The sequence below is a fragment of the Prevotella sp. kh1p2 genome (genome assembly GCF_900111525.1).
Classification (GTDB): domain Bacteria; phylum Bacteroidota; class Bacteroidia; order Bacteroidales; family Bacteroidaceae; genus Prevotella.
In genome coordinates this window covers 132911-149070 of sequence record NZ_FOHY01000001.1, presented here as the reverse complement: position 1 = coordinate 149070, position 16160 = coordinate 132911, and the positions used below count along the sequence as shown (strand labels likewise).

The 16160-nt window shown below is 55.4% G+C and carries 11 protein-coding genes; 7 read left to right on the top strand and 4 right to left on the bottom strand.

What is annotated here, in order from left to right; all coding sequences use genetic code 11:
* Positions 1 to 53: 53 nt before the first annotated feature.
* From BMW31_RS00645 to rodA, 7 genes are all read left to right on the top strand, one after another.
* A complete protein-coding gene (locus BMW31_RS00645) occupies positions 54 to 4031 on the top strand; it encodes an ATP-binding protein (RefSeq protein WP_177166241.1) in 3978 nt (1325 codons plus the stop codon).
* A 1058-nt stretch (positions 4032 to 5089) separates the two neighbouring features.
* Complete coding sequence (locus BMW31_RS00640) at positions 5090 to 5686, top strand: IMP cyclohydrolase (RefSeq protein ID WP_091819795.1); 597 nt, start codon at positions 5090 to 5092, stop codon at positions 5684 to 5686.
* Positions 5687 to 5809: 123 nt separating this feature from the next.
* A complete protein-coding gene (locus tag BMW31_RS00635; protein WP_091819790.1) occupies positions 5810 to 6832 on the top strand; it encodes a rod shape-determining protein in 1023 nt (340 codons plus the stop codon).
* Positions 6833 to 6891: 59 nt separating this feature from the next.
* A complete protein-coding gene (gene mreC, locus BMW31_RS00630) occupies positions 6892 to 7758 on the top strand; it encodes a rod shape-determining protein MreC (RefSeq protein WP_091819786.1) in 867 nt (288 codons plus the stop codon).
* Between the two features lie 12 nt (positions 7759 to 7770).
* Entirely contained in the window at positions 7771 to 8268 is a 498-nt protein-coding gene (gene mreD / locus BMW31_RS00625; RefSeq protein WP_091819781.1) for a rod shape-determining protein MreD, read from the top strand.
* Positions 8269 to 8306: 38 nt separating this feature from the next.
* The gene (mrdA, locus tag BMW31_RS00620; RefSeq protein WP_091819779.1) at positions 8307 to 10157 is read left to right on the top strand and encodes a penicillin-binding protein 2; all 1851 of its coding nucleotides are present in this window, start codon (positions 8307 to 8309) and stop codon (positions 10155 to 10157) included.
* Between the two features lie 13 nt (positions 10158 to 10170).
* Positions 10171 to 11637: a rod shape-determining protein RodA gene (rodA, locus tag BMW31_RS00615; protein ID WP_091819776.1), complete on the top strand. Its 1467-nt coding sequence runs from the start codon at positions 10171 to 10173 to the stop codon at positions 11635 to 11637.
* Between the two features lie 185 nt (positions 11638 to 11822).
* Here the strand turns inward: rodA and BMW31_RS00610 are convergent, their stop codons facing one another.
* The 4 genes from BMW31_RS00610 to metF form a co-directional block, all read right to left on the bottom strand.
* Entirely contained in the window at positions 11823 to 12290 is a 468-nt protein-coding gene (locus tag BMW31_RS00610) for a gliding motility lipoprotein GldH (protein WP_091819774.1), read from the bottom strand.
* The gene (locus BMW31_RS00605) at positions 12287 to 13639 is read right to left on the bottom strand and encodes a PSP1 domain-containing protein (RefSeq protein ID WP_091819772.1); all 1353 of its coding nucleotides are present in this window, start codon (positions 13637 to 13639) and stop codon (positions 12287 to 12289) included. Before BMW31_RS00605 ends, BMW31_RS00610 begins: the two co-directional genes overlap by 4 nt.
* 71 nt (positions 13640 to 13710) lie before the next feature.
* Entirely contained in the window at positions 13711 to 14844 is a 1134-nt protein-coding gene (locus tag BMW31_RS00600) for a DNA polymerase III subunit (protein ID WP_091819769.1), read from the bottom strand.
* Positions 14841 to 15797, bottom strand: coding sequence for a methylenetetrahydrofolate reductase [NAD(P)H] (metF, locus tag BMW31_RS00595; RefSeq protein ID WP_091819767.1), 957 nt, complete (start codon positions 15795 to 15797; stop codon positions 14841 to 14843). The genes BMW31_RS00600 and metF overlap by 4 nt, the downstream gene beginning before the upstream one ends.
* Positions 15798 to 16160 lie beyond the last annotated feature (363 nt).

Below are 16160 nucleotides of genomic sequence, written 5' to 3'. Positions count from 1 at the left end.
TCAGGGAGCCCGTTTGCAAAGTCTTTGTGATAACCGAAATAAAACGAAGTGACATGAAAACAAATAAGCTGATACTATTTGAAAAGCTAATGCCTGTTATCTTGCTTCTCGCTCTGGTGGCCTGTGGAGAGAAGCGCATACCGAACGAAGAGGTGAAACGTAACCCCGTGATATCCGAAAATATATCCAACCATCATATCAACGCCTTTGCCGAAGACGGCAAAGGATATATGTGGATAGCCACTTTCCGCGGACTTAACAAGTTCGACGGCCACCAATACCAGCAGTACTTTTGCAATGACGACAGCATGGGATTGCCCGACAACCAGGTGCGCGACCTGCTCATTGACGACCAGGGGCAGATGTGGGTGGCGTGTCTGAACGGTGTGTGCCAGCGTACGGACCAGGACAACTTCATTCGCATACCCTTCAAACAATCAGGAGGCAGCTGCAACAACCTGGCACAGGACAGCCACGGTCGTATCTTTGTTTGCAACTCGCAGAGCGTGATGATGTTCGACAAGGATAGTAAATGCTTCGAAACTGTTATCAACTCGTCTCAGGCTCCGGGCACTTACCAGCGGCTCATCATTGACCGAAACGACAATCTCTGGCTCACCACCGACAGCGGATTCTACGGTTTCAACAGCAGTTTCAGCAAAATAGCCCACGAGAACTACGTTTCCTACAACTCCGACTCTAACGTACATTACCAGGACGAAGACGGTTTGCTGTGGCTCTGTCTGGAAACCGGGCTGGCCGTTTACAACACCCGCACCCTGCAACCCGCACCGTTGCCGGAGGCCATAGCCGCCAATGCCGAACTTACCGGCAACAAGACGCTCTGCATTTACCCCTACGATGCCAACAGCCTGTTGATATCTTCGGCTACGGGCAGGCTGTACTTATACGACAAAAGGAAGCATACGCTCTCGGGCCACGGCAGTCCCGATTTTCCTGTCAGGAAGCAAGCGTTCTGGCCAACCTGTATTTTTCGCGACTCACGGAACAACATCTGGATGGGTTCTACAGATGAGGGGTACATCGTGAACTATCGGGACCACAAGCTCTTCAACAACAACAGTCATCTGCAAGAATTCATCGGCAGCCAGCCTGTGCTGTCACTTGCCACCGACCAGAAGCAATCGCTCTGGGTGCTGGCCAAGCACAGCGGGCTGCTGCACTACGACCTGCTGGCCAAGAAGGTTACTCCCGTGAGCCTGACCTATCCCAAAGGAGCCAGCCCTTATTTTCTTTTTGCCGACCGGCAGAACCACTTGTGGATAACAACCGACAAAGGCGTGCTGGAGTGCGAGGCCAACGGCAGCGCGCTCTCCATAGCTCGGGAGTATCCGGGACAGCTGCAACTCGACATGACACAGGACGGTGAGGGCAACGTCTGGAGCTCCGGCGTAGGCCGCACGGTAACGAGATACAACCGCCAAACGTTGGCTGCCGACCGCAAGGCGGTAGGGCAGAGCCTCTTCTCGCCCAGCATTCTGACCTTGAAGGATGGCCGCATCCTGGTGGCAGGCTTCATGAGCTACATCAAAGCCATCCGCCCTGCAGGCATGGAGGTAACTGATTTCGCCTTCAGCGAGGACGACATGAAGGCCTGCTTCCGCCGTAATATCTTCATTCCAACCGACTTATACCAGGACATGAGCGGCCTGGTGTGGATTGGAACCGACAGTAACGGACTGCTGCGCTACAATCTCAAGACCCGGAAGCTGGAGAGCATCAGCGGCATATCGTGTTCCGACGTGGCAGCCATCATAGAAGACAATCAGGGAAACCTCTGGGTGAGCACCATGTACGGCCTTAACAGGTACGACCGAACGGTAAACAAAGTGACCCAGTTCTTTACTTCCGACGGTATTGGAGGCAACCAGTTCTACGACCGCGCCGTCTGTCGTCTGCCCGACGGGACGCTTGTCTTCGGCGGCACGCACGGCATCACCACCTTCAACCCCATCGACATTACCACGCGCCGCAGTCTTCCGCTGTATTTCTCAACCCTGAAAGTGCACAACGAGCAGGTGCATGCGTACGACGGCAACTGCATAGACAAGAGCATGGAAAACAACCCCGACATCAGGCTTAAACACTGGCAGAACAGCTTCTCCATCTCTTACGCCGCCATAGACTACAGCGAATTCGAGCGCGTACATTACTTCTACATGATGGAAGGCATCGACCGCCTGTGGAACGACGCCGGAACCAGCCACGAGGCCTCGTACGCCAACCTGCCCGCCGGCCATTACACGTTCCGCGTAAAGGTAGCCAACAACGACACGGAGAAGCCCATCGCCGAGAATTCCATTGAAATATACGTAGCTCCGGCACCGTTCAACTCGTGGTGGGCATGGTTCATCTACATCGCCCTGGCTGCCGTTGCGCTGCACTTCGTGGTCAAGATACGCCGCCGCATAGAGACCGACAAGATGACTGTACAGCGCGAAAAAATGGAGAAAGAGCAGGAACAGCGCATCAACAAGATGAACATGAGCTTCTTTGCCAATATCTCGCACGAGTTCCGAACGCCGCTCACCATGATTTCGGGTCCCGTTAACATGCTGGCCGAAAGTACCAACCTGAAGGCTGCCGACCGCAACCTGCTGTTCATTGTGCAGCGCAGCATCCAGCGCATGCTCCGACTCGTCAACCAGGTCATGGACTTCAGCAAACTTGAACAGGACGCCTTGAAGCTGAACGTGAAGCGGATGGACGTCGTGGCCGAGATGAACAACATCTGCGACATCTTCCTCTTCAACGCCCGCGAAAAGGGAATAGACATGCAGACCCACGGACTGGAGGACAGTCTGCTTATCTGGGTAGATGCCGATAAGCTCGACAAGATAGTCAGCAATCTGCTTTCCAATGCCTTGAAGTTCACTCCGCAGGGAGGCCGTATCGACGTTTCGCTCGATACCGACGGCGGCAACGTCAAGATTACCGTTGCCGATACGGGCAAAGGCATACCCGAGGAAGAACTGGAAAACATCTTCAAACGCTTCTATCAGCTTAACGACCAAACTACCGGAATACTCAACTGGGGCACAGGAATAGGGCTCTATTACGCCCGCAAACTGGCCCAGCTGCACCACGGAACGCTCACGGCAGCCAACCGCGAGAATGGGCAAGGCGCCGTGTTCACGCTCAGGTTCCCCGTTGCTGATGATGCCTATACCGCCTCCGAACGTGCCATGCCGTCAGCATTGCAGGAAGTGCGTTACCCCATTGACAGCAAAGGCCCCGTTGTAACGAGCGAACCCGGCAACGAGAAGCCACGGATACTTGTCGTAGACGATGATGCCGACGTGGTGAACTACTTGCAGACCCTGCTCACTCCTTATTATCATGTCATCTACCGGTTCGATGCAGAGAGCGCCCTCAAGGCTATGGGCGAAGAGGAACCTAACCTCGTGCTGAGCGATGTGGTGATGCCGGGCATGAACGGATACGACTTCTGCAAGAAGGTAAAGGACGACGCACAGCTCTGCCACATCCCTGTGGTGCTGGTAACGGCCAAAACCACCGTCGACAACCAGATAGAGGGACTCAACACAGGCGCCGATGCTTACATCACCAAGCCCTTTGACCCCAAGCTGCTGCTGGCTGTCATCAATTCACAGTTGAAGAACCGGGACAAGATACACAGGCTGCTCAGCAAGTCGACCCAAACCGACGAGGCCGTGGCTGAGGTGCTGGCTCCGCAGGACCAGCACTTCATGAAGGAACTGTACAAGGTCATGGAGACCGAACTCTCTAACTCCGAAATAGACATAACGCGCGTTACGGAAATGATGCACATGTCGCGCACCAAGTTCTATTATAAGATGAAAGGTCTTACGGGCGAGAAGCCGGCCGCCTTCTTCCGTACTTACAAGCTCAACCGGGCTGCCGAACTGCTGCGCGAAGGCTCCTATACCGTGTCCGAAATATCCGACATGACGGGCTTCAGCTCCCTTTCCTATTTCTCCACTGCCTTTAAAAAGCAGTTCGGGGTAACGCCCAGCGAGTTCAAGTAACGGCAGGGCAGGGGAGCAGCAACTTCCCTGCAGCCCCTCCACATACCGCCATGTACCGGTTCCCTCCTCCGGCTTTTCTTTCCAAGGGGAGGGTACCGGTTTGCTTCTTCGCAAACCGTTGTTTACACACTCTCACTAACAGACAATCCCACAGCAGTGAAAAAAATACTTTGTTACTCTGTCTTAAAAAATAAGCAACAAATCAGCAGGAAGCTTGCAGCAACGGTTCCTCCCCTTAGAAAGGGGAGGTTAGGAGGGGATGATATCTTAAGCTGCATTGCTAATGTATGCCACACGGTCATCCCCTCCTCCGCTTCCCCTTTCCAAGGGGAGGATACAAGTTTGCCTTGTAGTTATAGTTTAGCTAAGGGCATTTTGTAATAAAGGGCAGTGCGGCAGTGCTCTCTCCTTTTAATGAACCAATCTCAAATTGTTTGGTGGTATTTGTGCAGTGCCCGAAGCAAAAGTTTCTTTGTCTGTATATTTCATCAAAAACGGCCTCGCTCATGACAATTGAACCAGCTGCTCAAACCAGGCGAAATGGTTGTGAACGGCCTCTTGCGAACTCGGAAAAGTTGAAAAAGAAGTCGGTTTCGCTGCCTTTTGCGCGTTTTTTGCCCGAAAATCGGTTGCTGGAAGCGCATTTCTACGCCTCTGAAGCATGCCTTCAGGCCCCTTGAACGATACCTTCAAGGCGCTTGAAAGATAGCTTCGGGAAAACCGAAAAACGTAAGGAAAACGCAAGCTCCTCATTATCAGCAGCTTGCGGAAAGTCAGATTTTACTCCTTTTTTGACCCTTTCGTGGTGGCGGAAGCAACAAACGGCAGTTTTGGAAGGTGTTTTGTCAAATTATATAAGAGCGAATTTACGCATCCGGTGCAGCCATTCAGGCATCCGGTTCGGGTCTTGCGGGGCTTTATGTTTTTTTACCTTTTGCGGCCGCTCATTCGCCCTTTCCTGCTAATAGGTTTAAAAATAGTTTTTTTCTCTTTATTAGTATGGCTCGTTCGCAATAAATTCGTAACTTTGCATCCTCTAAATACATAACGCGAAAGATATGCCTGTAACAAAAGAAATCAAGACTGCGCTTGTTTCGGTCTTCCACAAGGACGGTCTCGAAGAACTCCTCGCCAAGCTCAATGCGGAGGGAGTAAAGTTCCTGAGTACCGGCGGTACACAGAGTTTTATTGAGTCTCTGGGCTACGAAAGCCGCAAAGTAGAGGACCTTACCACCTATCCCTCCATCCTTGGCGGGCGTGTAAAGACGCTGCATCCCAAGGTGTTCGGCGGCATTCTGGCCCGCCGCGACAACGAGGGCGACCGCGAGCAGATGGCGCAGTACGATATTCCGGCCATCGACCTGGTTATCGTTGACCTCTATCCTTTTGAGCAGACAGTGGCCAGCGGAGCCCCGGAGGCCGACATCATCGAGAAGATTGACATTGGCGGCATATCGCTCATACGCGCCGGAGCCAAGAACTTTAACGACGTGGTCATTGTTCCGAGCAAGGCCGAATACCCTCTGCTGCTCGACATCTTGAACCGTCACGGCGCCGCCACCACGCTGGATGAGCGCCGCGAACTGGCCGCCCGCGCCTTTGGGGTGAGCAGCCGGTACGACACGGCAATAAGGGAGTGGTTCGGCAAAAGATAGAGAAGGCGAGGCCTACCCCGGCCCTCCCGAGTGAAGGGGGTACGGAAATGGGGGGATGAAGGCCTGACCTCGTGAGCTGACACCTGATTTTTTTTAAGCTTAAAATAAATATTCGTTTTTCAAATGGGATTTTTTTCATTCATTCAGGAAATTGCAATGGACCTGGGAACGGCCAACACGATTATTATCAGTGATGACAAAATCGTGGTCGACGAGCCTTCGGTCGTGGCCTTGGACCGCCGCACGGACAAGATGATTGCCGTGGGCGAGAAGGCCAAGATGATGTACGAGAAGACGCACGACAACATCCGCACCATCCGCCCATTGCGTGATGGCGTGATTGCGGACTTTACAGCATGCGAGCAGATGATGCGTGGTCTAATCAAAATGGTGCACACCGGCAGCCGCTTGTTCTCACCTTCGCTGCGCATGGTCATTGGTGTTCCGTCGGGCAGTACAGAGGTGGAGCTGCGCGCCGTGCGTGATTCGGCCGAGCATGCCGACGGCCGCGACGTGTATCTTATCTTCGAACCGATGGCTGCAGCCATAGGTATAGGCATCGACGTAGAGGCTCCCGAGGGCAACATGATAGTGGATATAGGCGGCGGCAGCACCGAGATTGCCGTCATCTCGCTGGGCGGCATCGTGAGTAACAACTCCATCCGCATAGCCGGCGACGACCTTACGGCCGACATACAGGAGTACATGAGCCGCCAGCACAACGTGAAGGTGAGCGAGCGTATGGCCGAGCGTATCAAGATACACGTGGGGTCTGCCCTGACCGATTTGGGCGACGAGGCCCCCGAAGACTATATCGTACACGGCCCGAACCGCATCACGGCTCTGCCCATGGAGGTGCCCGTGTGCTATCAGGAGATAGCCCACTGCCTGGACAAGACGGTGGCCAAGATAGAGAACGCCGTGCTCTCGGCACTGGAGAACACACCTCCCGAGCTGTATGCCGACATTGTGAAGAACGGCATCTACCTGAGCGGAGGCGGCGCCTTGCTGCGAGGACTCGACAAACGTCTGCAAGACAAGATAAGCATACCGTTCCATATAGCCGAAGACCCGCTGCATAGCGTGGCCAAAGGTGCCGGCATCGCACTGAAGAACGTTGACCGTTTCTCGTTCCTGATGAGATAAACAGCGGTGGCGGGTGCAGGGAGCAATGACGCTTCCTGCTGCCCGGCAAACAAGAAGATATGAGGAATCTAATCGAATTTCTGGCGAGATACAACCACTGGTTCGTTTTCATCATCCTTGAAGTCTTCAGCCTCGTCCTGCTGTTCCAGTACAACAGCTATCAGGGCAGCGTGTGGTTTTCGTCGGCCAACGCAGTTACGGGCAAGGTCTATGAGTGGAGCTCGAAGGTGGAAACCTTCTTCTCACTGACCCAGGTCAACAAGGAGCTTACCTCCCGCAACCTCTATCTGGAGCAGCAGGTGAGCAAGCTCTCCGAACAGCTGACCCGTACCACCCGCGACAGCAGCCTGCTGCAATCCAAAGAGTTGCAGAAGCTGGCCGGCTACAGGCTGGTACCTGCCCAGGTGATTAGCAACTCCTTAGACAAGCGAGACAACTTTATCACGATAGACAAGGGCGCGGCCGACGGCATCCGCAAGGACATGGGCGTGGTCGGCGGCAATGGTGTGGTGGGCATCGTGTACATGGTGTCGGCCCATTATGCCGTGGTGCTGCCCGTGCTCAACTCGCAATCAAGCATCAGCTGTGTGGTTCAGAACCGCGGCTACTTTGGCTATTTGCGCTGGGACGGCGTGCTTCCGTACATCGCCTACGTGGAAGATGTGCCCCGCCATGCTCACTTCAAGAACGGCGACGCTGTGGTTACGAGTGGCTACTCTTCGGTTTTTCCTCCCGGTATCATGGTGGGCAAAATCAAGTGTACGTTCAATTCGCAGGACGGACTCTCGTATCGGCTGCAGCTCATCCTCTCTACCGACTTCGGAAATCTGCGCGATGTGTGCGTCATAGACAATGCTCCCATGCAGGAGAGGCTCGATGTACTGCGCGCGGCACAGGACTCTCTGAAGCTGAAGGACGACAAATAAAAAGGTGCGTACATGAATTTAGACTTTCTGAAAGGCATATTGCTCTTCGTTGTCCTGCTGCTGGTGCAGGCTCTGGTGCTCAACCACATCCATCTGTTCGGTGTGGCAACGCCGTTGCTCTACGTCTACATCGTGCTGCTCTTTAGGCGTAACTATCCCCGGTGGGCCATTCTCGTGTGGTGCTTCGTCATGGGTCTGGGCGTTGATATATTCTCTAACACGCCCGGAGTGGCAGCTGCTTCCATGACGCTCATGGGCTTGCTGCAGCCTTTTCTACTGCTCCCGTTCATCAACCGCGATACACCTGACGACCTGCTGCCCTCCATCCGCACGCTTGGGTTGGGCAAGTTTGCCTCTTACACACTGATAGTTGTGTTCATCTACTGCCTTGTATTCTTTACATTAGAGACATTCAATTTCTTCAACTGGCTGCTCTGGCTCGAATATGTGGGCGCCAGCACCGTGCTCACCACGGTACTTGTGCTCGTGATTGACAACCTGAGAAACTGACAGATACATGCCTGCATCGGGCCGAATGAAAGAGATATATGAAGGATTTTAATCTTGAGAACCGTCGGTTGGTCATCGGAGGCATCGCCACAGCTGTCGTGGTGGTGTACATCATCAGGCTCTTTACGCTGCAGCTCATGAGCGATGACTACAAGAAGAACGCCGACAGTAACGCTTTCCTCAAGAAGATTGAATACCCTTCGCGCGGACTCATCAAGGACCGTCACGGCAAGCTGATGGTCTACAACGAACCGGCATACGACATCATGGTGGTGATGAACGAAGAAAAAGGCCGCCTCGACACCCTGGAGTTCTGCCGGGCAATCGGCATGACCAAGGAAGATTTCATCCGCCGGATGGACAATATAAAGGACCGGAGCAAGAATCCAGGCTACTCGCGCTTTACCCAACAGCTCTTCATGAGCCAGATTTCAGACAAAGAGTTCTCTGTTTTCCGCGAGAAGATGTTCCGCTTTCCGGGCTTCTACGTCCAGAAGCGCAGTGTGCGGCAGTACGAGACGTCGCTCGCTGCGCATGTGATAGGCGACGTGGCAGAGGTTTCGCAGGGCGACATAGAGGACGATGACTACTACCAGGCCGGCGACTTCATCGGCAAGACCGGCGTGGAACGCTCGTACGAGAAGCAGCTGCGCGGCGTCAAAGGCATGCAGATACTGCTGCGCGATGCCCACGGTCGCATCCAGGGACGGTACCAGGAAGGCAAATACGACAGGCGTCCGGTGGCCGGGCGCGACCTCACCCTCGGCATCGACCTCAAGCTGCAGGCCCTCGGCGAGCGGCTGCTCGAAGGCAAGATAGGCTCTATCGTGGCGCTTGAACCGTCCACGGGCGAGGTGCTCTGCATGGTGTCATCGCCCAGTTACGACCCCCGCCAGCTCATTGGTCACCAGCGCGGCCGCAACCATGCACGCCTGTCGCGCAACGTATGGAAGCCCTTGCTCAACCGCGCCATCATGGGTCAGTATCCTCCGGGCTCCACTTTTAAGACCTCGCAGGCCCTGACCTACCTCACCGAAGGCATCATCACGCCCCAGACTCAGTTCGCCTGCCACCACGGTTTCTATCATCGCGGCCTCCACGTGGGCTGCCACGGCCACTCTTCTCCGCTCTCGCTGGTCGAGGCCATCAGCACTTCGTGCAACGCATACTTCTGCTGGGGGCTCTATTACATGATGGGTAACCGCAGCAGATACAAGAGTACATTCGAGGCGATGAACGTTTGGCGCGACTATATGGTCAGCATGGGATTCGGCTACAAGCTCGGTATCGACCTGCCGGGAGAAAAGCGCGGGCTCATTCCCAACGCCACTTTCTACGACAAGGCCTATCATGGCAGCTGGAACGGGCTCACTGTTATCAGCATCTCCATAGGCCAGGGAGAGGTGAACCTCACCCCGTTGCAGATTGCCAACCTATGTGCCACCATTGCCAACCGCGGCTACTACTACGTGCCTCATGTGGTGCGCAAGGTTCAGGGCGAGCATATTGACACCCTGTTCACCCGCCGACACTACACCAAAGCTAACCGCCGGGCCTACGACTACGTGGTAGCAGGCATGCGCTCGTCCGTTATCAAGGGCACGTGCCGTGCTGCCAACCGGGCCGACTACCTGGTTTGCGGCAAGACAGGTACAGCCCAGAACCGCGGACAGGACCACTCCGTGTTCATGGGGTTTGCCCCGATGGACAATCCCAAGATTGCCATAGCGGTGTATGTGGAGAACGGCGGCTTCGGTGCAGACTACGGTGTGCCCATCGGGTCGCTCATGATGGAGCAGTATATCAAAGGAAAACTCTCCGAAGCATCGGAGAAGAAGGCGACTGATTTCCAGAAACGCCGCATCGGATACGGTAAGGCAAACAGATAAGAAGTAACAAGCAATGGCAAACGACAAACGCTCTACAAGTGTACTTGCATCCATAGACTGGTGGACGATAGGCATTTACATTGCCCTGCTCGTCTTCGGCTGGTTCAGCGTATGCGGCGCCAGCTACACTTATGGCGATACAGACATCTTCAGCCTCGATGCCCGTTCGGGCATGCAAATTGTCTGGATAGGCACTTCCATCGTGCTTGGATTTGTGCTGCTCATGCTCGACGACCGCTTCTACGACACCTTTGCCTACATCATCTACGCGGCTTTGCTGCTGCTGCTCTTTGCCACCATCTTCAATCCTCACGAAATCAAAGGCTCCCGCTCATGGCTTGTGCTGGGCCCGCTGAGGCTTCAGCCGGCCGAGTTTGCCAAGTTTGCCACGGCTCTTGCCGTCTCCAAGCTGATGAGCACCTATGGTTTCAACATCCACAAGTGGAAGCATTTTGCCGCTGCCTGCGGCATAGTGCTGCTGCCCATGCTGTTTATCGTGGCCCAGAAGGAAACGGGCTCGGCGTTGGTTTACCTTTCCTTCTTCCTCATGTTTTACCGCGAAGGCATGCCGGGCAGCGTTCTCTTTACGGCGGTGGCCATGGTCATCTACTTCGTGGTGGGCATCAAGTTCGAGGATGTCATGCTGTGGGACCTGCCCACCTCCATCGGCAAGTTCGTGGTCTTGCTGCTCGTGCAGGCTTTCTCGGCCGGAATGGTGTACGTGTACTGTAAGGACAAGAAGAAAACCTGGACCATCCTGGCCTACTGTGTGGGCATTACGCTGCTGTTCCTGCTTTTTGCCGAGTACGTGATACCGTTCGATATCGTGTGGATTCAGCTCTTTCTTTCGGTCTCCCTGGTAGTCTATCTGCTCTATCAGGGCTTGAGCACGCGCCTTTCCAATTACATGTACATCGCGCTGTTTGCCATTGGATCCCTCGTGTTTTTCTACTCGGCAGACTATGTACTCAATGATGTCATGGAGCCGCACCAGCGCGTTCGCATCAACGTGTTGCTGGGGTTGGAGGAAGACTTGGCCGGAGCGGGCTACAACGTGCACCAGAGCGAGATTGCCATCGGCTCCGGCGGACTGCGCGGAAAGGGATTTCTCAACGGCACGCAGACCAAGCTCAAGTTCGTGCCCGAGCAGGATACCGACTTCATCTTCTGCACAGTAGGCGAGGAGGAAGGCTTCCTGGGCTCTGCCAGTGTGCTGCTGCTGTTCCTTGCCCTCATACTCCGGCTCATCAAGTTAGCCGAACGCCAGCCCTTTAAATTCGGCAGGGTGTACGGCTACTGCGTGCTTAGCATCTTCCTGTTCCATGTATTCATCAACGTGGGGATGGTGCTGGGACTCACGCCGGTCATCGGCATCCCGCTGCCGTTCTTCAGTTACGGAGGTTCTTCGCTGTGGGGTTTCACGTTCCTGCTCTTCATCTTCCTGCGCATTGACGCGAGCCGGAACCTGATTAGAACCTGAACAGCGGGGGCTGGCGGTATGCCATCCCTAATTCTCTCTGTTACAGAGATTTACTGTTATCCGTATGTTTCAGAATTTACAGAGCTATCGTTCAACGGGCTTGAACCATAGCTTCAACGCCCTTGAACGATAGCTCCAAGGGCGTTGAACGATACCTTCTGCAAAGGCACTGCAGAGGAGCGGGACTATTGGCGGGTGAGTTCGATGCCCACGTCGCTGATGCCCGGCAGTATTTCCCGCTTCATGTCGTGGCGTACCATGACGTGAAGCGAGTCGCCGCTGTGCAGTTGCAGGGTCGTTACTTGGAAGTTGAACTGGTAGAAACTCACGCCCTGGCCCTTCACGTTGCCGTTGCTGTCAACGAGCGAGCAGTTCAGCGTGTCGCTCCGCTCGGCCTTTCCGGGATAGACGGTCGACTCGACAATGAGCGAAAGTCCCATGAACGGATAGGCGTTGTTGGTGCGCAGGCCCAGCCGCATGGCGTAAGTGCCAGGCCTGGTCATGGGCGGTATGTCGAAGTAGAGCGTGTCGTTCTTTTCCCATCCGGCTATTTGAGTGTGGTGATAGTTGTTGTACACCTTGTTCTTATAGCAGGATGAGAGCGTCAGCACGAAGGCTGCGGTGAGCGCTATGAGCACCCTTCTGTGCGTCATTGCCTTGGGTTTTCTTTCTGTTGCTGCGGCTGCTGCGGGCCTGCCGGCTGCTGTTCGCGCCGTTCCCTGTTCGGGTTGCCGCTGCGGCCGTTGCCGTTGTTGCGGTTTGAGCCTTTGCCCTGCGGGCGCTGGTTGTTGTTGCGGTTGCGGCCGTTGTTGTTCTGGCGCGGCTGCTGCCGGCGCTCCTCGGCAGCTTTCGGTGCCTGTGCGTTGTTCCTGTTCTGGGCGTTCTGCGGGCGGTTGTTGTTGCCTTTGCCGCGGCGCTTGTTGTGCCTGGCCTTGTCAAAGCGGCTCAGGTCGGCCTCTGCCAGCAGGTCCACGGGCTTTGCCGGTGCCTTCTGCCTGCTCTCCTCGGTCAGAGAAGCGGGCTTCTCTCCGCGCTTGTTCATCTCTATGATTTCGCGTGCGCGCTCTGCCGGGATAGTTTCAAGGTTGGCGGCCATGTTCTTGTCGGTCGAATAAGTAATGAGTCCAGCCAGTATGTCGGTCTTGAAGAGGTGGTAATCGCCGTTCATCGTCTGCAGGATAACTTCCTTGCTGGGCATGCGCCTGTTTGCTTCAACGTAGTCGTCGACCTCGTAATTGAGGCAACATTTTAGCTTTGCGCACATGCCGGCCAGCTTCTGAGGGTTGAGCGAGATATCCTGGAAGCGTGCTGCATTGGTGCTCACGCTCACAAAGTTCTTCATCCACGTGGCGCAACACAGCTCTCTGCCGCACGGTCCGGTGCCGCCTATGCGTCCTGCCTCTTGCCGGGCGCCAATCTGCTTCATCTCGATACGCACGTGGAAGGTCTCGGCGAGGTTCTTGATAAGCTGCCTGAAGTCCACGCGCTCGTCGGCTATGTAGTAGAAGATGGCCTTGTTACCGTCGCCTTGATACTCCACGTCGCCAATCTTCATCTGCAGTCCCAGGTCCTTTGCTATTTGCCTGCTCTGTATCATGGTGTCCTGTTCGCGGCTCTTGGCCTCGCGGTATTTGTCCATGTCAACTTGCCTGGCGATGCGGTAAATGCGCCTTATCTCGTCGCTCGACTTGAGGTTGGCCTTCTTCACTTGCAGCTTCACAAGCTGTCCGGTCAGTGTTACCACGCCTATGTCGTGGCCCGGGTTGGCCTCAACGGCCACGATGTCGCCCTTCTTCAGCTCCAGGTTGTTCACGTTGTGGTAGTATCCCTTGCGGGTGTTCTTGAACTGCACCTCGACCAGGTCGGTGCTCTGGGCGTTGCCCGGCACGTCGGCCAGCCAGTCGTAGGTATTCAGCTGCCGGTCTTGTCGGCCCACGGCGCAGTGGCACAACCCACGGTCGCATCCGCTGCATATTTCAAAATCCAAATTGTTATAGTCCATATTTTCCGGGTGCTTGTTGTCACACCTTATCTATTATAGTGTTTATATTTGAGTTCAATCGCAGTTTGCAGTCATCGTTTGATGAGGACAATCATCTTCAGTGCAAAGTCGAAGAAGGCCATCTTGGCGTTGGCATTCTGCCTGATGTCGCGCTGCGTGCGGGCGATAAGTTCCGAAATCTCCACCACGTTGCGCTCGTTGACGAAGCGGGAGAAGTTGCGCGAGAAGCTTTCTTCATCCTGCGTCATGTAACAGAGCTCGGGTTGGCGGAAGTTGTACACGAAGTTCTCCCTTATCATCCGCCCGAAGTAGGAGAGCAGGCGCAGCTGGCGTTCGCGCCCGTAGGCTGCCACCACCTCGCTCCACTTCTTCATGTCACGCACGTTACGCATGTAGGCAAGGCGCATGAGCATCTCGAACATGTCCAGAAACTGGCGGTTCTCGTTGCCCGCGTCCAGTTGGTCGAGCGCCTTGAGCCAGCTGCCTCCGGCTATGCGGGCTATGCGTGCGGCCGACTCCTCGTCGATGCCGCGGCGGCTGATGAGTGCCTCGCGGATGGCCTCTTCGCCTATGCGGGGCACGTCGATGCGCTGTACGCGGCTGCGGATGGTCTCTATCAGATACTCCGGTTCCTCGCAAACCATGATGAAAACGGTCTGCATGGGCGGCTCCTCGAGCAGCTTGAGCAGCTTGTTGGCACACTCCGCGTTCATCCGCTCGGGTAACCAGATGAGGCTGACCTTGTAACCTCCCTGGCTCGACTTTAGGCTCAGCTTGCGCAGCAGGGCGTCACTCTCGCCGGCGCCTATCTGCGCCTGCTGGTTTGCTGCGCCCATTTCGGCCAGCCACTGGTCCAGAGTAAAGTACGGACCCTGTGCTATCAGGTGGTGCCACTCCCTGCTGAAGTCGTCGCTAACCATCTTGTGTTCGGCCGAAGTGCCGGCAGGACGGATGACGGGGTAGACGAAGTGCAGGTCCGGATGTTCCCACTTGCGCAGCATGATGCACTGAGGGCAGTTGCCGCAGGAGTCTCCCTGCTCGTGGTTGCGGCACAGCAAGTACGATGCAAAGGCCAGTGCAAGCGCCATCTTGCCGGCTCCGGCGGGCCCGCACAGCATCATGGCGTGCGGCACCCTGTCCTCGCTGACCAGCTGCAGCAGTCGCTCGCGGGCCGTGTGCTGGCCTATCACCTCCTCAAACTTCATTGTAACCTCCTCACGACTTCCCTTACCGAGTCCACTGCCGACACGGTGTAGAAGTGTATGTTGTTAACTCCGTGGGCGTAGAGTTCCCGGCACTGGTGCGTTGTCCACTCTATTCCGAGCTGGCGGGCCTGCTCGTCGGTGGTGCATTTCACAATCTCCGAAGCCAGCTCCTGCGGAAAGTCACAGTGGAAAGTCTTAGGCACCGTGGTGAGCTGAGAGAGCTTGGCGAGCGGCTTGATGCCGGGAATGATGGGAATGGTGATACCCATCTGCCGCGCCTTGTCAACGAAGCTGAAGTACTTGCGGTTATCGTAGAACAGCTGCGTAACGGCATACTGCGCGCCCATGTCCTGCTTCTGCCTGAGATACTTCATGTCCATTTCCAGGTTGGGAGCCTCCTCGTGTTTCTCCGGATAGCAGGCCACGCCGTAGCCGAAGGGCGTGCCGGGGCACTTGATGGGGCTGCCATCGGCGAAGAAACCCTCGTTGAAGCGGTTCACCTGGGCAATGAGATCGGTGGTGTGGGCATGCCCTCCCTCGGTTGGTGTGAACGAGCGGTCGTCTCGGGCCTTGTCACCACGCAGCAGCAAGAGGTTGCTGATGCCCAGAAACTGCAGGTCCAGGAGCTCGTATTCGGTTTGTTCAACGGTGGTGCCGCTGCAAATCACGTGCGGTATGACGGGCAGGTCGTACCGCTGCTGTATGGCCGCAGCAATGGCGATGGTGCCCGGACGGCGGCGTATGCGTAGCCTTTCGAACTGTCCGTTGTCCAGTTGGCGGTACACGTACTCGCTGTGATGGGTGGTGATGTTGATGTACAGCGGGCCGAACTCCTTGAGTTTCTCGATGGTGGCGAACAACTTATCCGTTCCGCTGCCCTTGAGTGGGGGCAACAGTTCAAATGAGAAGTTCCTCTGGTCTTTATTTCGGTTCAGCAGTTCTGCTACGTTCATCTGTCGTTCTTAGGGCAAGTATTGCTCCGCAAAGATACTAAAAAAATATCTCTTTCGGCTTATTTCTGCCTGATATTTTATTTTCCGGGCTCCCTTGCCGCCGCTTTACGCCTTGGCGGAGGCCTCCTGCACGGAGCCCCGAAGGTCAATCCGGCAACCCTTGAAGAGGCGAAACGGGAGGTGTGACGAACGAAATATCGGGCACGGGAGCGTGGTTTCAGAAAAAAAAGCGTATCTTTGTGCCACTGTCAAACCAACCTGAAACAAGAAGTGAACCAACCCGCCACGGCGCCTGCTGCCCTGCAGTCTCACTGCCCGTGCTGTGTGGCGGCGGCTCTGGTGCGGCCGGGCGGTGCCGTTGCC

Excerpts from the sequence above, each read along its gene's own strand:
- BMW31_RS00645 (WP_177166241.1), top strand. The coding sequence starts at position 54 with ATGAAAACAAATAAGCTGATACTATTTGAAAAGCTAATGCCTGTTATC.
- BMW31_RS00640 (WP_091819795.1), top strand. The coding sequence starts at position 5,090 with ATGCCTGTAACAAAAGAAATCAAGACTGCGCTTGTTTCGGTCTTCCAC.
- BMW31_RS00635 (WP_091819790.1), top strand. The coding sequence starts at position 5,810 with ATGGGATTTTTTTCATTCATTCAGGAAATTGCAATGGACCTGGGAACG.
- mreC (WP_091819786.1), top strand. The coding sequence starts at position 6,892 with ATGAGGAATCTAATCGAATTTCTGGCGAGATACAACCACTGGTTCGTT.
- mreD (WP_091819781.1), top strand. The coding sequence starts at position 7,771 with ATGAATTTAGACTTTCTGAAAGGCATATTGCTCTTCGTTGTCCTGCTG.
- mrdA (WP_091819779.1), top strand. The coding sequence starts at position 8,307 with ATGAAGGATTTTAATCTTGAGAACCGTCGGTTGGTCATCGGAGGCATC.
- rodA (WP_091819776.1), top strand. The coding sequence starts at position 10,171 with ATGGCAAACGACAAACGCTCTACAAGTGTACTTGCATCCATAGACTGG.
- BMW31_RS00610 (WP_091819774.1), bottom strand. The coding sequence starts at position 12,290 with ATGACGCACAGAAGGGTGCTCATAGCGCTCACCGCAGCCTTCGTGCTG.
- BMW31_RS00605 (WP_091819772.1), bottom strand. The coding sequence starts at position 13,639 with ATGGACTATAACAATTTGGATTTTGAAATATGCAGCGGATGCGACCGT.
- BMW31_RS00600 (WP_091819769.1), bottom strand. The coding sequence starts at position 14,844 with ATGAAGTTTGAGGAGGTGATAGGCCAGCACACGGCCCGCGAGCGACTG.
- metF (WP_091819767.1), bottom strand. The coding sequence starts at position 15,797 with ATGAACGTAGCAGAACTGCTGAACCGAAATAAAGACCAGAGGAACTTC.